Source organism: Streptomyces violascens (genome assembly GCF_014649955.1).
Classification (GTDB): domain Bacteria; phylum Actinomycetota; class Actinomycetes; order Streptomycetales; family Streptomycetaceae; genus Streptomyces; species Streptomyces violascens.
The window spans coordinates 63,379-77,986 of the sequence record NZ_BMUA01000025.1 but is presented as its reverse complement, the minus strand read 5'-3'; the positions used below and the strand labels follow the sequence as shown (position 1 = coordinate 77,986).

Genomic DNA, 14,608 nt, shown 5'->3' with positions numbered 1-14,608 from the left:
TTGCACCCTTCGTCGGACAACGCCATTATCCAAGGTATGGACTTGGGTAACTCCGTTATCCAACACGGGAGTTTCCCGCCGGAGAAGCCGTCCGTCAAAGAGGGCGTCCGTCGAGGAAGTCGTCCGTCGACGAAGCCGTCCGTCGAGAATCTGGAGGCACCATGTCCGCCAAGCCGACCGTGAGCCGCACGACCGCCGCCGCCGAGGGCGACGTGGTGGTGCTGCTGATCGGGATGCGCGTCAACCACTTCTGGGCGGTGCACCAGTGGGTTCCGGTGGCCGCGGCCATGTTCCGCATGCTCGGCGAGCTCGGCAAGGACAAGAGCCGAGGACTGCTCAGCCACGTCCTGCTCACCGCGTCACCGCGCACGTATTACGTGGTCCAGTACTGGGAGTCCAAGGAGAAGCTGTACGCCTACGCGCACTCGCCGGAGATGTTCCACCACCGGGCGTGGGCGATCATCAACCGCAAGGAGCGCAAGGGCAAGGCCCGCGGGCACGTGGGGCTGTGGCACGAGACGTACGTCGTGCCCGAGGGCTCGTACGAGTCGATCTACGCGGACATGCCGCCGTTCGGTCTCGCGGCGGCGACGGGGGTGCTGCCGCTCGAGGCGCGGGGGCGGAGTGCGGCGGAACGGCTCGGGCGCCGGAAGAAGACGCCCCAGGGTGCCGAACCGGCGGCGTAGCGACGCCCACTCGCACCTCTTGAGGGGGCGGGAAGACCCACCAAGGGGCGTGGGATGCCTCACGGGGAGCACGGAAGACCCGCCGAGGGGCGTGGGATGCCTCACAGGGGGGCGCGGAGACCCGCTAGGGGGGCGCGGGAAACTGCGCGACCAGCCCCCGACGGCCCGCGGCCGAATCCCCGCGCCCCCCCAGCGGAGCGACTCCGCGGAGCTACTCCGCGGAACGGCGGCGACGCGTGGCCACCAGGATGCCCGCGCCTCCGGCCAGCGCGACGGCGGTGCCACCCGCGGCCCACGGCAGCGCGGAACCGGCCCCGGTGGAGGCGAGGGAGGTGCCGCCGGAGGCGGGTGCCGGGTCGTTCTTGGCGGCGGCGGTCACGGACTTGCCCCCCTTGTCGGCAGCGCCGGTTCCGGTGCCCTTGTCGCCCTCCTTGGAGGCATCGGGCTTGGACCGACCCTCCTCCTTCTTCCCGTCGTCCTTCTTGCCCTTGTCCTTCTCCTTCTCCTTCTCCTTCGCGGCAGCCGCGTCGGCCTCGTCCTTCTTACGGGCCTCGTACTGCCCCTTGTCGAGGAAGGCCTGGACGTCTTCCGGCGTACCCAGCAGCGCCTTCTTCGCGGCCGCCTTCACCGCGGGGCCGCCCTGGCCGTAGATCCGGGTGGTCAACACCCGGTTGTCGACGATGCGGGCCTCGTACTGCCCCTTGTCGATGAACGCCTGGACGTCCTCGGGCGTACCCAGGAGCGCCTTGGTCCCGGCCTCCTTCACGCCCGGCCCGCCGGCGTTGATGATCTGGCTGACCAGAACGCGGTTGTCGAGGTTGCGCGCCTTGAACTGGCCGACCTCAAGGAACTCCTTGATGGACTCGCGGGTGTCCACGTTCAGCGCCTTGGCCCCGGCTTCCCGCACCGCACGCCCGCCGACGCTGATGATCTGGGCGACGCGTACCCGGTCGTCCTGGAAACGCGCCTCGTACTGGCCCACCTCCAGGAACTTCCGCACAGCGGCCGCACCCTGGTCGAGTGCCTTGCTCGCGCGCTCCTTGAACTCCCGCCCCGCATCCTTGGCCGCCATCAGGCGAAGGAGCTCGACCCGGTCGTCGTCCTCCTGCTGCTTGGCCGTCTTCGTCCCTGCATCGGGCGCCGAAACGGCAGGCGCCTTGGCGTCGGCCGCGTACGCCGGAGAGGCGAGCAGAACGGCCGGCGCGATGGCTGCGGACGCGACAAGAGCCGATATGCGCGTGAACTTCATGTGATTCCCCCGGTTGCCCAAGAAAGCCAGAAATGGTCACCCGCATCGTATGTCGGTCTTGACCTTGCCTTTACACAGCCCTCTGCCCCTGGGCTCGGACGCCACGGCGCATCTCTTGAAGGCACTTGGCAAACAGACCAAGGCATCCGCATCAGGGGCTCGAAGACCCCCTAGGGTCCTCAACCGGCGGTGGCTCCGGACGCATGGGGCGGCGTTCACCGCGTACGCCACGCAGTCAGGACGCTCAGCCCTTCGCAGCGGCGGGGCCCGCGTACCCGTCGTGGTTTGCCCCGCCCAGGACGGCCCCAGCCGCCATCAGCGGACTCGCGGTTCAGTGCTCTCCATGAGGAGAGCCACGTCCTTCTCGATTTCCGTCGGCGTGGTGGGCAGGGCCGAGGACTGGATGCCGACACGGGTAGGACGGTGTTGGCGCGTGGGGGTGTTGAGTCGTACGTCTTTGATGCCGCGCTTCATGGAGTTGCGTATCCACTTGCCGGCAGGGCGTTCCACGAGGCGGTGGATGAGCCAGGCGGTGGCCATCATCAGCGCGATGACCGAGAGCACCAGGACCGGGGCGGGGAGCCGGTGACGGAAGTGGTGGATGAGGGTCATGCCGATGAACATGTGGATCAGGTACAGCGGGTACGTGATCGCTCCGGCGGTGGAGAGCCATTTCCACTGGATCTTGTCGAAGGCGCCCAGGGCGATCGCGCCGACTACGGCGAACCCGGCGATGACGATGAGGCGGACAGGCCAGGTCGGCAGGTGCTCGGCGGCGACGCGGCCGAGGTTGCTGGCCATCCGGTAGTGGATGTAGCGCTGGGACAGCAAGAGCTGGAACAGGACGATGCCCCACAGCAGGGCGTTGGATCCGAAGCGGCGCATCAGGAAGAAGGCGATGCCCGCGATGAAGAACGGCGCGTACTGCGGCATCGCGAACGCCGCGAGCGCCGGGAAGCCGAGGCTGGGCGCGAGGGCCGCCGCCACCGTCCATACGCCGCAGAAGATGAGCAGGTTGCGGTAGGTGACTCCGCACAGGACGACGATCGCCATGAGGACGTAGAACTTGAGCTCCACGAAGAGCGTCCAGTACACGTCGTCGACGTTCTTGGTGTTGTTGCCGGCTTGCATCATGGTCAGGTTGACGATCACATCGTCCCAACCACGTATCGACGTGATCTCCGGCCACTTCTTCACGACCAGCGCGGTCAGCGGCACGGCCACCCAGTAGGCGGGGAAGAGACGGGAGACCCGGGAAACGGCGAAGTCGCCCAGCGACCGGCCCCACACGCTCATACAGATGACGAATCCGCTGACCAGGAAGAACACCTCGACGCCCAGCCAGCCGAACTCGGCGAACTTGTGCAGCGTCGGGAAGATCGTCGCCGGGTTGTGTCCCCAGGACCGACTGAGGGCGACGTAGTGATAGAAGACCACCATCAGGGCGGCCACGAGCCGGAGCCCGTCCAGTGCCGCAAGTCTGGTCGCCGGTCGGCGCTGGGACATGAGGATCCTCTACAGCGCCCTGGTCTGGGACGCGACAATCGGGGAGCTTCGGACAGGAACGAGCTACCTGTGGGTAGATTGTGTGCGGGCCATGTTCTCATGCCTTGTCCAGTGGCACTCCGGGGGTGCTACTCGGAGGTCGATGACCGGGCAACGGGTCGTTTGCGGCCCCCGCGCCGCATGCGATCCCGCGGACTGAAACCGGGCTGCCCGCCTTGTGAAGCGGTACCCCTGCCGCGATCCCTCTGAATTGCCGCCGCCGCGCTCACGGCGGAGACCCGACAACGCCCTCCGGCACTGCTCGGCGGCGGGTCTCACCAACACCCAGGGGAATTCCTCTTGGGGCACGCCGGGTAAGTGGCCTTGGACCGTGAGTGGCTGGGGCATGGCGCAGCGGAGGAGGGACCGCGGCCGGCCGCCGGGAAGCGAGCTCCCGACGGCCGCACCGGTATTCACCGTCTCAGGTCAGGTGAGTTCGATGAGGGTCTTCCAGGTGTTGCCGCCCCACACGCTGAAAGTGGGCATCTCCAGAGCCTCTTATGGAAGGCGAATGGTCCGACTTGCCAGATACGTATCACTCGAACTGGCTCCATTTTGCCGAAACGGCCTGGTTCACCAACCCGCATCGAGCTCCCAGATATGGCCCCCATGCCCTCGCGGCCATTGCATGCGGATCCTCACTCGCCGCCCCGCCGAGCGGCCCGTGGTTCCTCAAATCGCTTACACCCAGGCAAACTCAAGGTCTCGCGTCCCACCGCTCGAGACGGTGACATACGCGGCGCCGGAGCAGTTCCTTTCAATCGATTCGTAGACGACGCCACATCCACGTGCGAGATGAGAGGAAGCAGCCTCCCCCAATGAACGCAACGCGCAGCCGCACCCCCTTCGGGGAGAGGTACGGCCGCGCTGTCGGCCCGGCTCAGGCCTGCTCGAAGATCCACTTCTGGAAGCGGAGGCCCTCGAAGGGCTGCACGGTGAGCTGGGTGCCCTTCTGGCCGTCGGGGAGCGTCGCGACGCCGTCCATGTACGGGAAGGCGATGCGGTACAGGTTCTCGCCGACGGGTTCGATCGACCAGCGCTCCGGGAACGGCTGCACCGCGATGCGGGGCGGGAAGATGCGCAGCGCGCTCAGCGCGAAGAACGCCTCACCCGTGCTGAGCGAGCTGCGGATCTGGTACTCGTTGATGCCGTTCACACAGGTCAGCCGCCACTTCTGGTTCGGCTCCTTGCTGAGCGGCCAGCCGATGACGGGCGTGTTGGGGTGCGGGCTCCCGCCGGAGACGTCCGTGTAAAGGTCTTCAGCCGCGTTCTTGATCAGGTACTCGCCATCGGTCAGGATCGGCATGAAAGCCTCCAGGTCAGGGCGGGTGTACGGGTCTGATCGAGCTCCCTCACCCTAGGCGTGGAGTGGTCGGGGCGTAACGGATGCGTCCGGTCGATCCGGCACAATTCAACTCGGCCTGGCCGTGCGGGACTTCGGTGCATTTATGCGCCCCGCCCAAGGGGTGGCGCGGCGGAAATCCCCTGCGTCCGTGTTCCGCATACGAGCCTGCGCCCCTACGGACCAGTGCGCCCGGGCGGGCAAGTGGGCTCCGCGCCAGGGTGGGCGGAAGCGGCCGGGACCGGCCATCGGGGTGCTTGGGCATCCGCCCGGAAAGGGCCTCAGGGGAAGGCGTTCGGCTGCGGCCCGGCGGTCGTCGCCCGGGGCGCCGGGCGACGTGGCCGGTGTCGGGCATTGCTACACGGCCGCGCGTACGCCGATACAGAACCGTCCAGGGCTCGATACGCCGCCCGGGCACTCTCGAAATGACCCACCCTCCGGAGTCGCCGAAGCGGTCCGTTCACACCTTGAGGAGCACGCCATGAAGACCTTGAACAGCAGGATCGCCAAGCTCTGGACGACGACCGTCGGGGGCATCGGAGCGGTCGTCGTCATCGCCTCCATGGTGCTGATCGTCGGCGCCTTCATGACGAACTCTGCGGCGGGCGAGTCGTGGCAGCCCGCCGGCACGCTCGGGGCGATCGGGCTGTGCGTCGGCGCGACGATGGTGAGCGTCGGGGTGCTGGGCCGGAGCATCGTGACGAAGTCGGGGCTGCGATGAGCCGGCTCCTGGAACGCGGCTGGCTCGCGGCCTGCCGCCTCGGCGACGCCGCGCTCGCCGGTGCGCACCGCATCGGATCGACGGCCGCACTGCCCTGGCCCCAAGAAGGCCAGGCGAGCGTGGAGTTGGTGGGGGTCGGCAGCCTCGGCACGGTGGGCGGGCAGACGCCGGTGCCGATCGCGAGCCTCACGAAGGTGATGACCGCGTACGTTGTGCTGCGGGCGTATCCGCTGGGGCCGGAGGATGCCGGGCCGATGGTCCGTGTCGACCGGGCCGCCGCCCAGGAATCGGACTCGGTGATCGAGTCGGTGGTGCCCGTCGAGGAAGGGCAGCGGTATCCCCTCCGGCAGCTCCTCGAATTCATGCTGATTCCCTCGGGCAACAACATCGCCCGGCTCCTCGCCCGTTGGAGCGCCGGTTCCGAGGCGGCCTTCGTACGCCGGATGAATGCCGCTGCCGCCGAACTCGGCATGACCCGCTCGGCTTTCACCGGCTCCTGCGGCATGGACGTCGGCAACGTCGGCACGGCCGCCGATCTGCTCACGCTGGCCGGCGCGGTCATGCGGGACGAGGTGTTCCGGACCATCGTGAGTACGCCCTCCGTCCCTCTCCCCGGGGGCCAGGGCGAGGGACGCACGACCAACCGGCTGCTCGGTCAGTACGGGGTCGTGGGGTTGAAGACCGGCACGAGTACCCCTGCGGGCGGGAATGTGCTGTGGGCGGCGTACACCGATGTGGGCGGGGTGCGGCGGCTGGTGCTCGGCGCGGTTCTGGCCCAGCGGACCGGGCGCTCTCCGGTCCGGGCGAGGGCGGCGGTGTGGGCGCACACCCGGCGACTGGTCATGGCGGTACAGCGCATGGCGCCGGACGGCTTCGCGCTGCCGCAGTCGTCCCCCGCCCCGCCCGAGACCCTCCGGGGGTGCGGGCCGGCTGCGGGCCGATGGCCGGTGCCGGGCGCGCCGGCCCCGGGCCCTCGCACCTCAAGCACCGGAGAGCCCGAGTACGCGGGTCGGTCGGCTGCGGGCCGTACGTAGCCGGTCGCGCAGTTCCCCGCGCCCCTTGCGGAATGCGAGGCAGACGGCCCCCGGAGGCCGGCTCGCCGAACGCCTGTCAACGGGCGGGAGGGTGGACCAGCGCCCCCGGGCCAGGCCCAGCCCCTCTTACGCCGCGACCGCCACAGCGGAATCCCGCTCGGAATCCTCCACCGGCGAAACGTGCACCGAGTCGAACGCATCCCGGTCCAGGATGTTCTCCCGGGCCGACACGATCACCGGCACCAGCGCCTGGCCCGCCACATTCGTAGCCGTACGCATCATGTCCAGGACCGGGTCGATCGCCATGAGCAGGCCGACGCCCTCCAGGGGCAGGCCCAGCGTGGAGAGGGTCAGGGTCAGCATGACCGTGGCGCCCGTCAGGCCCGCCGTCGCCGCCGAGCCGATGACCGACACGAAGGCGATCAGGACGTAGTCGCCGACACCCAGGTGCACGTCGAAGATCTGGGCTATGAAGATGGCGGCGAGGGCCGGATAGATCGCGGCGCAGCCGTCCATCTTGGTGGTCGAGCCGAACGGCACCGCGAAGGACGCGTACTCCTTGGGCACGCCGAGCCGCTCGGTGACCTTCTGCGTCAGCGGCATCGTGCCGACCGACGAGCGGGAGACGAAGGCCAGCTGGATCGCGGGCCAGGCGCCCTTGAAGAACTGGAGCGGGTTGACCTTGGCGACGGTGGCGAGCAGCAGCGGGTACACCCCGAACATCACCAGGGCGCAGCCGATGTAGACGTCGGCGGTGAAGGTGGCGTACTTGCCGATGAGGTCCCAGCCGTAGTCGGCGATGGCGAAGCCGATGAGGCCGAGCGTGCCGAGCGGGGCGAGCCGGATGACCCACCACAGGGCCTTCTGGAGGAGTTCGAGGACGGCCTCGCTGAGCGTCAGGATCGGCTTGGCCTTCTCGCCGAGCTGGAGGAGGGCGATGCCTGCGACGGCCGCCATGAAGACGATCTGCAGGACGTTCAGTTCGGTGAAGGGCGTGATGACGTCCGTCGGGATGATGCCCGTCAGGAAGTCCAGCCAGGAGCCCGTGTGCTTCGGGAGCTTGCCGTCCTTCGGGGTCAGGCCCGTGCCCGAACCCGGGTTGGTGAGCAGGCCTATGACCAGGCCTATCGCCACCGCGATCAGCGACGTGATCATGAACCAGAGCAGCGTGCGCGTGGCGAGCCGGGCGGCGTTGTTGACCTTGCGCAGGTTGGTGATCGACACCAGGATCGCGAAGAAGACGAGCGGCGCGACGGCCAGCTTCAGGAGCTGGACGAAGATGCTGCCTATCTGCTCAAGGGTGTCCTTGAGCCAGCCGACGTCCTGGCTGCGGGCCAGCCAGCCGAGCAGGCCACCGAGCACCAGACCCGCGATGATCTGGGCCCAGAAGGGGAACTTGGACGATATGGAGAAGCCTCGCTTGGGCTTCTCCTGGGCGGTCGCGGAGGACACGGAAACACTCCCTGGTGAGCGGGGACGGGGACGTTCGGACGTTCAGGAGACCTTCAGAGGTGCCGACGTTCTGGCGTTCTGACGGATGAGCGCGGCGCCCGTTCACAAGGGACTGGTCGGCGTGGACCGGTCACGTAAGGCTGGGGACACCGCCGCATGATGCCGGGGTCAGACGTCGCGGCAACAGACCGCGGACATGCAGCGGCAGAGGTCGACATGCAGACGGGCCACGAGCGGAACGGCTCCGCCGGTGGGGTGCTGGTGCACAGCTGCTGTCGTCATGTCGAACACGTTAACACTTGAACTTTGAGAACCTCAAAGCAGTTCTTTTACACCGGCATGACCCCACAATGACCGGCCGCCGCCCCAACTGGGCCTGAAACAGCGACGGCCCGGCTCCGAAGCAGTGAGCTTCGCAGCCGGGCCTTCCGGGCGTGTGAACTACCTGACGCGGGGCGCCTACTGGACGACGCCGTCCTCCTGCGAGCGGTTCGCCTCCAGCTTCGCCTTGGCGTTCTCCACCTTGTTCACGAGCTGGGCGGACATCGCGTCGCGCTGCTTGCGCAGGAGTACGAAACTGAGCGGCGCGGAGATGACGAGGGCGAGCAGGATCACCCAGATGAAGTTGGAGCGGCCGAGCCCCTTCGGCAGCACGCCGAACTGGACCAGCAGGCCGACGAAGACCAGGCTGCCGATGAAGATCCCCACGCGCAGCATGGTGTACCAGATGGTGGCGCTCGGCTTTGCGGCGTTCACGACTGACCTTCTCTCTACGGTGGCCCCTGCCCGACTAGTGAAGCACGCCCACAAATGGATCAGTTCAGCGGGCACGGGCCTCAGGTCAGGGGCAGCAGCATGATGATGTCGTCCCGGTCGTCCCCCTCGGCGACCCGGATCGCGCCGGGCACCCGCCCGACCTCCTTGTAACCGCAGGAGCCGTAGAACCGGTCGACGCCGGTGCCGCCCCGGCAGGTGAGCCGGATCGCCTCGATGCCGCCGGAGCCGCCGGGCCCGTCCAGCCCCCGTACCGCGTCGGCGGTCGCCGTCATCAGGTCGCGGCCGTACCCCTTGCCCTGGTGCGCGGGATGCACCATGACCGTGTACAGCCACACCCAGTGCGTCATGAGCCGGTGCGTGTTGTACGCGATGAACGCGGTGGCGGCGACCCGCCCGGCCTCGTCGAACCCGACGAGCAGCCGCATCCGCCCCTCGGCCATCGCCACGAAGTGCTTGACCAGTTCGGGCCGTACGTCCTCGACGGAGACCGGCGGGACGAACCCGACGGCCCCGTCCGCGTTGGACACCTCGGTCCACAGGCCGAGCAGCCCGTCGCGCAGGGCGGGCGTGACCGGCGGGTCGAGCTGAAAAGTGAGCGCCATGGAGCGGGGTCTTCTCAGAAGCGCATGGCCTGCGGCGTCTCGCGCAGCTCCGTGTCCGGGCCCGGGTACTCGCGGATGATCTCGTACCGCGTGTTGCGCTCGACGGGGCGGAAGCCGGCCTCGCGGATGAGGCCGAGCAGGTCGTCCCGGGTCAGCTTGTTGGGCGTGCCGTAGTTGTCGGCGTCGTGCGTGATCTTGTACTCGACGACCGAGCCGTCCATGTCGTCCGCGCCGTGCTGGAGCGCGAGCTGGGTGGTCTGCAGGCCGTGCATCACCCAGAAGCACTTCACGTGCGGCACGTTGTCGAACAGGAGACGGGAGACCGCGAAGGTCTTGAGCGACTCGGCGCCGGTCGCCATCGTCGTACGCGCCTGGAGCTTGTTGCGGACCTTGCCGTCCTGCATGTCCACGAAGTCGTGCTGGTAGCGCAGCGGGATGAAGACCTGGAAGCCGCCGGTCTCGTCCTGGAGCTCGCGCAGGCGCAGCACGTGGTCGACGCGGTGGCGCGGCTCCTCGATGTGCCCGTACAGCATGGTCGAGGGGGTCTTGAGCCCCTTCTCGTGGGCGAGGCGGTGGATTCGCGACCAGTCTTCCCAGTGCGTGCGGTGGTCCACGATGTGCTGGCGGACCTCCCAGTCGAAGATCTCCGCGCCGCCGCCGGTCAGCGATTCGAGGCCCGCGTCGATCAGCTCGTCGAGGATCTCGGAGGCGGTGAGCCCGGAGATCGTCTCGAAGTGGTGGATCTCGGTCGCCGTGAACGCCTTGAGCCCGACGTTCGGCAGCGCCTCCTTGAGGGCCTTGAGCGAGCGCGGGTAGTAGCGCCACGGGAGCGTCGGGTGGAGCCCGTTGACGATGTGCAGCTCGGTGAGGTTGTCGTTCTCCATCGCCTTGGCGAGGCGGACGGCCTCCTCGATGCGCATCGTGTACGCGTCCTTCTCGCCCGGCTTGCGCTGGAACGAGCAGTACGCGCACGACGCCGTGCACACGTTGGTCATGTTGAGGTGACGGTTCACGTTGAAGTGGACGACGTCGCCGTTCTTGCGTGTGCGCACCTCGTGGGCGAGCCCGCCGAGCCAGGCCAGATCGTCCGACGCGTAGAGCGCGATGCCGTCCTCGCGGCTGAGCCGCTCACCGGCCCGGACCTTCTGCTCCAGCTCGCGCTTGAGTCCCGCGTCCATCAAGGCCGCCTCCCATACGTGTGTCTTTCAGGCTCCACCAAAGGTACGCCCCGCCCTACTCGGGAAGTTCCCCGACCCGGTTCTCCCACTTCGTGGAGAGCACGATCGTGGTGCGGGTGCGCGAGACGCCCTTGGTCGAGCCGAGGCGGCGGATCGTCTTCTCCAGGCCGTCCACGTCACCGGCCCGGATCTTGAGCATGTACGAGTCGTCGCCCGCGATGAACCAGCAGTCCTCGATCTCGGCGAGGTCGCGCAGGCGCCGGGCCACGTCCTCGTGGTCGGCGGCGTCGGAGAGTGAGATGCCGATCAGCGCGGTGACACCGAGGCCGAGCGAGGCCGAGTCGACGGTGGCGCGGTATCCGGTGATGACACCGGCGGCCTCCAGACGGTTGATGCGGTCGGTGACGCTGGGGCCGGAGAGCCCGACGAGCCGGCCCAGTTCCGCGTACGAGGCCCTGCCGTTCTCGCGCAGTGCCTGGATGAGCTGCCTATCGACGGCGTCCATATGCCTGAAGCCTTCCATTGTTCAGCGATACCGCGAGTTTAAGTGTAGAATCTAAGGCATGCAGGGCCAACACCCTGCGAATCATTCAGCTGCTTGCATAATTTTCCAGCAGATCAAAGACGATCTTTCAGGAGTTGTCACCGTGTACACGATCGAGATGGCCTACGCCCGGATGCGCGAGCTTCAGGACCTGGCCAACCGGTCCCGTGCCCACCAGCCCTCCGCGACGAAGCCCCGCGCCGCCAAGCGCACCGCCAAGAAGCGCTAGTTACCGCGAGAGCCTCCACCGAGCTCTCCCTCCCAACGGCGGTACAGGCCGTGCGGCACCCCTGCCGCATCCAGTACGCGCCCCGCGACGAAGTCCACCAGATCCTGGATGTGCGTCGCCCCCGCGTAGAACGCCGGAGAGGCGGGCAGCACCACTGCGCCCGCCTCGTCCAGTGTCACCAGGTGCTTGAGCGTCTGTCCGTTCAACGGCGTCTCGCGCACCGCGACCACCAGCTTCCGCCGCTCCTTGAGCGTCACGCTCGCGGCCCGCTGCAACAGGTCCTTCGAAAGTCCCAGCGCGACCCCGGCCACACAGGCCGTCGACGCCGGCACGATCAGCATCCCCTTCACGGAGTACGAGCCCGACGAGGGCCCGGCCGCCAGATCCCCGGCCGCCCAGTGCCGTACGTCCGACACGTCGAGCGCCCCGAAGGTGTCCGGCTTTCCGTCCGCGCCCCGCGCCAGCCACGCCCGCAGGTCGTCCTGCCAGTGCGCGTCGCGGAACGCGATGCCGGTCTCGTCGAGCAGCGTCAGGCGCGAGGCCCGCGAAACCACCAGGTCGACGCTCTCCCCGGCCGCGAGCAGCGCACGCAGCACCGCCGCCGCGTACGGCGTCCCCGAGGCACCCGACACGCCGACGACCCAGGGCGTGCGCTGCTGACTGTGTACGTTCACGTGCTCCACGTGTCCGAGCCTATCCGGCGGCCCGCCCGAAGGTCTGGGCCAGGTGTCAGACCGTCAGGCCCCGCACCAGCAGGTCGAGCAGCGCGCAGATGAAAAGGGCGATCCCGATGAAGCCGTTGACCTGGAAGAACGCCCGGTTGAGGCGCGACAGGTCGTGCGGCTTGACCAGGGTGTGCTCGTAGAGGAACGCCGCGAGCACGATGAGCAGGCCGAGCCAGAAGAAGAACCCGGCACCGGTGGCGAGGGCATACCAGACGAGCAGCGCCATCGTGACGGAGTGACAGCCGCGCGCGCCGTAGATCGCGGCGGGGATGCCGAAGCGGGCCGGGACCGACTTCACGCCGTGGCCGCGGTCGGCCTCGACGTCCTGGCAGGCGTAGATCAGATCGAAGCCGCCGATCCAGATGCCGATGGCGAGACCCAGGATCACCGCGTCCCACGACCAGGAGCCGGTGATCGCGATCCAGGCGCCGACCGGGCCCATCGCCTGCGCGATGCCGAGGATGGCCTGCGGGAAGTTGGTGAACCGCTTCCCGTACGGATAGACCACCATCGGGATCACCGCGACCGGCGCGAGCGCCAGGCACAGCGGGTTGAGCGCGGCGGCGGCGCCGAGGAAGACGACGAGCGCGATGAGCGCGCCCGTCCACGCCGAGCGCACCGACACCGCCCCTGTGACCAACTCGCGGCCCGCGGTGCGCGGGTTACGGGCGTCGATCTCGCGGTCGATGATCCGGTTGCACGCCATCGCGAAGGTACGGAGCCCGACCATGGCGACGGTGACCAGGAGCAGGCGCGCCCAGTGGATGTTCTTGTCGAGCTGGAACATCGCGGTCAGCGCGGCGGTGTAGGCGAAGGGCAGCGCGAAGACCGAGTGCTCGATCATGACCAGGCGGAGGAACGCCTTGGTACGACCCGGTTGCGGAACTGCTGCGGCGGAGGCGCTCACTGGAGTCCGTACTCCGGTTCATCCCCGCGAAGGCGGGGAAACCCGCTCTCCGCGCTGCCGTTCTCCATCATCTGCCAGCACCTCACAGTCCGTATTCCTTCCAACGCTTCGTCACCCGTTCGGCCGTTTCCGGGTCCGACTCGACCATGGCGGGCCAGCCGCCGTCGCGCGTGTAGCCCTCCTCGGGCCACTTCGCGGTCGCGTCGATGCCCGCCTTGCCGCCCCAGAACTGCTGGTAGGAGGCGTGGTCGAGGTGGTCGACCGGGCCTTCGACGACGGTGAGGTCGCGGGCGTAGTCGGTGTTCCCGAAGGCCCGCCAGGACACCTCGTGCAGGTTGTGGACGTCGCAGTCGGCGTCCACGATCACGATCAGCTTGGTCAGCGACATCATGTGCGCGCCCCAGATCGCGTGCATCACCTTCTGGGCGTGCTTGGGGTACTTCTTGTCGATCGAGACGATCGCGCAGTTGTGGAAGCCGCCCGACTCCGGCAGGTGGTAGTCCACGATGTCCGGCACGATGATCTTGAGGAGCGGCAGGAAGAACCGCTCGGTGGCGCGGCCGAGGGGGCCGTCCTCCGTCGGCGGTCGGCCGACCACGATGGACTGGAGCAGCGGGCGCCTGCGCATCGTCACGCAGTCGATCGTCAGCGCGGGGAACGGTTCCTGCGGGGTGTAGAACCCGGTGTGGTCGCCGAACGGGCCCTCCGGCAGCATCTCGCCCGGCTCCAGCCAGCCCTCGACGACGACCTCGGCGTTGGCCGGGACCTGCAGCGGCACCGTCTTGCAGTCGACCATCTCGATCCGCTTGCCCTGGATGAACCCGGCGAAGAGGTACTCGTCGATGTCGCCCGGCAGCGGCGCGGTCGAGGCGTACGTGACGGCCGGCGGGCAGCCGAAGGCGATGGCGACCGGCAGCCGTTCCCCCTTCTTGGCGGCGACCGCGTAGTGGTTGCGGCTGTCCTTGTGGATCTGCCAGTGCATGCCGATGGTGCGCTTGTCGTGGCGCTGGAGGCGGTAGAGGCCGAGGTTGCGGACGCCGGTCTCGGGGTGCTTGGTGTGCGTGAGGCCCAGGTTGAAGAAGGAGCCGCCGTCCTCGGGCCAGGTGAACAGCGCGGGCAGCTGGTCGAGGTCGACGTCGTCGCCCTTCAGGACGACCTCCTGGACGGGCGCGGCCTCCTGCTTCACCTTCTTCGGCGGCACGTGCACCATCGAGCCGAGCTTGCCGAACGCCTCCCGGATGCCGACGAAGCCCTGCGGCAGCTCCGGCTTGAGCAGCCCGCCGATCTTGTCGCTGATCTCCTCGTACGACGTGAGGCCGAGCGCCTTGAGCAGGCGGCGGTCGGTGCCGTACACGTTCATGGCCAGGGGCATCGAGGCGCCCTTGACGTTCTCGAAGAGGAGGGCGGGGCCGCCGGCCTTGTTGACCCGGTCGACGATCTCGCCGACTTCGAGATACGGGTCGACCTCGGCCTTGATGCGCTTGAGGTCACCCTCGCGCTCCAGCGCCCTGAGCAGGGATCGGAGATCGTCGTAAGCCATGGGGTCAAGTATCGGGCACCCGATACCCTGGCCGGGTCACCGGGGCCGAGGCACGGCCCGCAACCGTTCCCGGGGGG

Annotated in this window: 15 protein-coding genes; 4 read left to right on the top strand and 11 right to left on the bottom strand. The window is 68.3% G+C overall.

Annotation, left to right across the window (positions count from 1 at the left end; all coding sequences use genetic code 11):
- The first annotated feature begins 161 nt into the window (after window positions 1–161).
- The gene (locus IE206_RS33300) at window positions 162–686 is read left to right on the top strand and encodes a DUF4188 domain-containing protein (protein ID WP_189968812.1); all 525 of its coding nucleotides are present in this window, start codon (window positions 162–164) and stop codon (window positions 684–686) included.
- Window positions 687–897: 211 nt separating this feature from the next.
- Here the strand turns inward: IE206_RS33300 and IE206_RS33295 are convergent, their stop codons facing one another.
- The 3 genes from IE206_RS33295 to IE206_RS33285 form a co-directional block, all read right to left on the bottom strand.
- Window positions 898–1,935: an ALF repeat-containing protein gene (locus IE206_RS33295; RefSeq protein ID WP_189968810.1), complete on the bottom strand. Its 1,038-nt coding sequence runs from the start codon at window positions 1,933–1,935 to the stop codon at window positions 898–900.
- Window positions 1,936–2,250: 315 nt separating this feature from the next.
- Window positions 2,251–3,441 carry an acyltransferase family protein gene (locus IE206_RS33290; RefSeq protein ID WP_189968808.1) on the bottom strand — a complete coding sequence of 397 codons (1,191 nt, stop codon included), beginning with the start codon at window positions 3,439–3,441 and terminating at the stop codon, window positions 2,251–2,253.
- A gap of 919 nt (window positions 3,442–4,360) precedes the next feature.
- Window positions 4,361–4,786, bottom strand: coding sequence for an RICIN domain-containing protein (locus tag IE206_RS33285; RefSeq protein ID WP_189968806.1), 426 nt, complete (start codon window positions 4,784–4,786; stop codon window positions 4,361–4,363).
- Between the two features lie 517 nt (window positions 4,787–5,303).
- On the opposite strand from IE206_RS33285, the gene IE206_RS33280 reads away from it, so the two are divergent.
- Both IE206_RS33280 and IE206_RS33275 read left to right on the top strand, forming a co-directional pair.
- On the top strand, window positions 5,304–5,543 hold the full coding sequence (locus IE206_RS33280) for a hypothetical protein (RefSeq protein WP_189968804.1): 240 nt from the start codon (window positions 5,304–5,306) through the stop codon (window positions 5,541–5,543).
- Window positions 5,540–6,577, top strand: coding sequence for a D-alanyl-D-alanine carboxypeptidase family protein (locus IE206_RS33275; protein WP_189968802.1), 1,038 nt, complete (start codon window positions 5,540–5,542; stop codon window positions 6,575–6,577). Before IE206_RS33280 ends, IE206_RS33275 begins: the two co-directional genes overlap by 4 nt.
- A 126-nt stretch (window positions 6,578–6,703) precedes the next feature.
- On the opposite strand, the gene IE206_RS33270 is transcribed toward IE206_RS33275, so the two are convergent.
- The 5 genes from IE206_RS33270 to IE206_RS33250 all read right to left on the bottom strand — a co-directional run bounded on the left by IE206_RS33270 (window position 6,704) and on the right by IE206_RS33250 (window position 11,091).
- Window positions 6,704–8,029, bottom strand: coding sequence for a dicarboxylate/amino acid:cation symporter (locus tag IE206_RS33270; protein ID WP_189968799.1), 1,326 nt, complete (start codon window positions 8,027–8,029; stop codon window positions 6,704–6,706).
- Between the two features lie 459 nt (window positions 8,030–8,488).
- The gene (locus IE206_RS33265) at window positions 8,489–8,785 is read right to left on the bottom strand and encodes a DUF4229 domain-containing protein (RefSeq protein ID WP_189968797.1); all 297 of its coding nucleotides are present in this window, start codon (window positions 8,783–8,785) and stop codon (window positions 8,489–8,491) included.
- Between the two features lie 80 nt (window positions 8,786–8,865).
- Window positions 8,866–9,408, bottom strand: a complete 543-nt coding sequence (locus tag IE206_RS33260) for a GNAT family N-acetyltransferase (RefSeq protein WP_189968795.1) — start codon at window positions 9,406–9,408, stop codon at window positions 8,866–8,868.
- 14 nt (window positions 9,409–9,422) lie between these two features.
- Window positions 9,423–10,586 carry an aminofutalosine synthase MqnE gene (gene mqnE, locus IE206_RS33255; protein ID WP_189968793.1) on the bottom strand — a complete coding sequence of 388 codons (1,164 nt, stop codon included), beginning with the start codon at window positions 10,584–10,586 and terminating at the stop codon, window positions 9,423–9,425.
- 55 nt (window positions 10,587–10,641) lie between these two features.
- On the bottom strand, window positions 10,642–11,091 hold the full coding sequence (locus tag IE206_RS33250) for an Lrp/AsnC family transcriptional regulator (protein WP_100578735.1): 450 nt from the start codon (window positions 11,089–11,091) through the stop codon (window positions 10,642–10,644).
- A gap of 142 nt (window positions 11,092–11,233) precedes the next feature.
- Here IE206_RS33250 and IE206_RS43270 point away from each other — a divergent pair, with 142 nt between their 5' ends.
- Window positions 11,234–11,359: a hypothetical protein gene (locus tag IE206_RS43270; protein ID WP_264199000.1), complete on the top strand. Its 126-nt coding sequence runs from the start codon at window positions 11,234–11,236 to the stop codon at window positions 11,357–11,359.
- Here IE206_RS43270 and IE206_RS33245 read toward each other — a convergent pair.
- The 3 genes from IE206_RS33245 to IE206_RS33235 form a co-directional block, all read right to left on the bottom strand.
- Window positions 11,356–12,042 (bottom strand): UbiX family flavin prenyltransferase, encoded by a 687-nt coding sequence (locus IE206_RS33245; protein ID WP_189968790.1) that lies wholly within the window; start codon window positions 12,040–12,042, stop codon window positions 11,356–11,358. The genes IE206_RS43270 and IE206_RS33245 overlap by 4 nt on opposite strands.
- Window positions 12,043–12,088: 46 nt before the next feature.
- On the bottom strand, window positions 12,089–12,991 hold the full coding sequence (gene mqnP / locus IE206_RS33240) for a menaquinone biosynthesis prenyltransferase MqnP (protein WP_189968788.1): 903 nt from the start codon (window positions 12,989–12,991) through the stop codon (window positions 12,089–12,091).
- Between the two features lie 82 nt (window positions 12,992–13,073).
- Window positions 13,074–14,531, bottom strand: a complete 1,458-nt coding sequence (locus IE206_RS33235) for a menaquinone biosynthesis decarboxylase (RefSeq protein ID WP_189968786.1) — start codon at window positions 14,529–14,531, stop codon at window positions 13,074–13,076.
- Window positions 14,532–14,608 lie beyond the last annotated feature (77 nt).

Bases quoted from the DNA above. Each gene is read 5' to 3' on its own strand.
- IE206_RS33300 (WP_189968812.1), top strand. From the start codon at position 162: ATGTCCGCCAAGCCGACCGTGAGCCGCACGACCGCCGCCGCCGAGGGC.
- IE206_RS33295 (WP_189968810.1), bottom strand. From the start codon at position 1,935: ATGAAGTTCACGCGCATATCGGCTCTTGTCGCGTCCGCAGCCATCGCG.
- IE206_RS33290 (WP_189968808.1), bottom strand. From the start codon at position 3,441: ATGTCCCAGCGCCGACCGGCGACCAGACTTGCGGCACTGGACGGGCTC.
- IE206_RS33285 (WP_189968806.1), bottom strand. From the start codon at position 4,786: ATGCCGATCCTGACCGATGGCGAGTACCTGATCAAGAACGCGGCTGAA.
- IE206_RS33280 (WP_189968804.1), top strand. From the start codon at position 5,304: ATGAAGACCTTGAACAGCAGGATCGCCAAGCTCTGGACGACGACCGTC.
- IE206_RS33275 (WP_189968802.1), top strand. From the start codon at position 5,540: ATGAGCCGGCTCCTGGAACGCGGCTGGCTCGCGGCCTGCCGCCTCGGC.
- IE206_RS33260 (WP_189968795.1), bottom strand. From the start codon at position 9,408: ATGGCGCTCACTTTTCAGCTCGACCCGCCGGTCACGCCCGCCCTGCGC.
- mqnE (WP_189968793.1), bottom strand. From the start codon at position 10,586: ATGGACGCGGGACTCAAGCGCGAGCTGGAGCAGAAGGTCCGGGCCGGT.
- IE206_RS33250 (WP_100578735.1), bottom strand. From the start codon at position 11,091: ATGGACGCCGTCGATAGGCAGCTCATCCAGGCACTGCGCGAGAACGGC.
- IE206_RS33235 (WP_189968786.1), bottom strand. From the start codon at position 14,531: ATGGCTTACGACGATCTCCGATCCCTGCTCAGGGCGCTGGAGCGCGAG.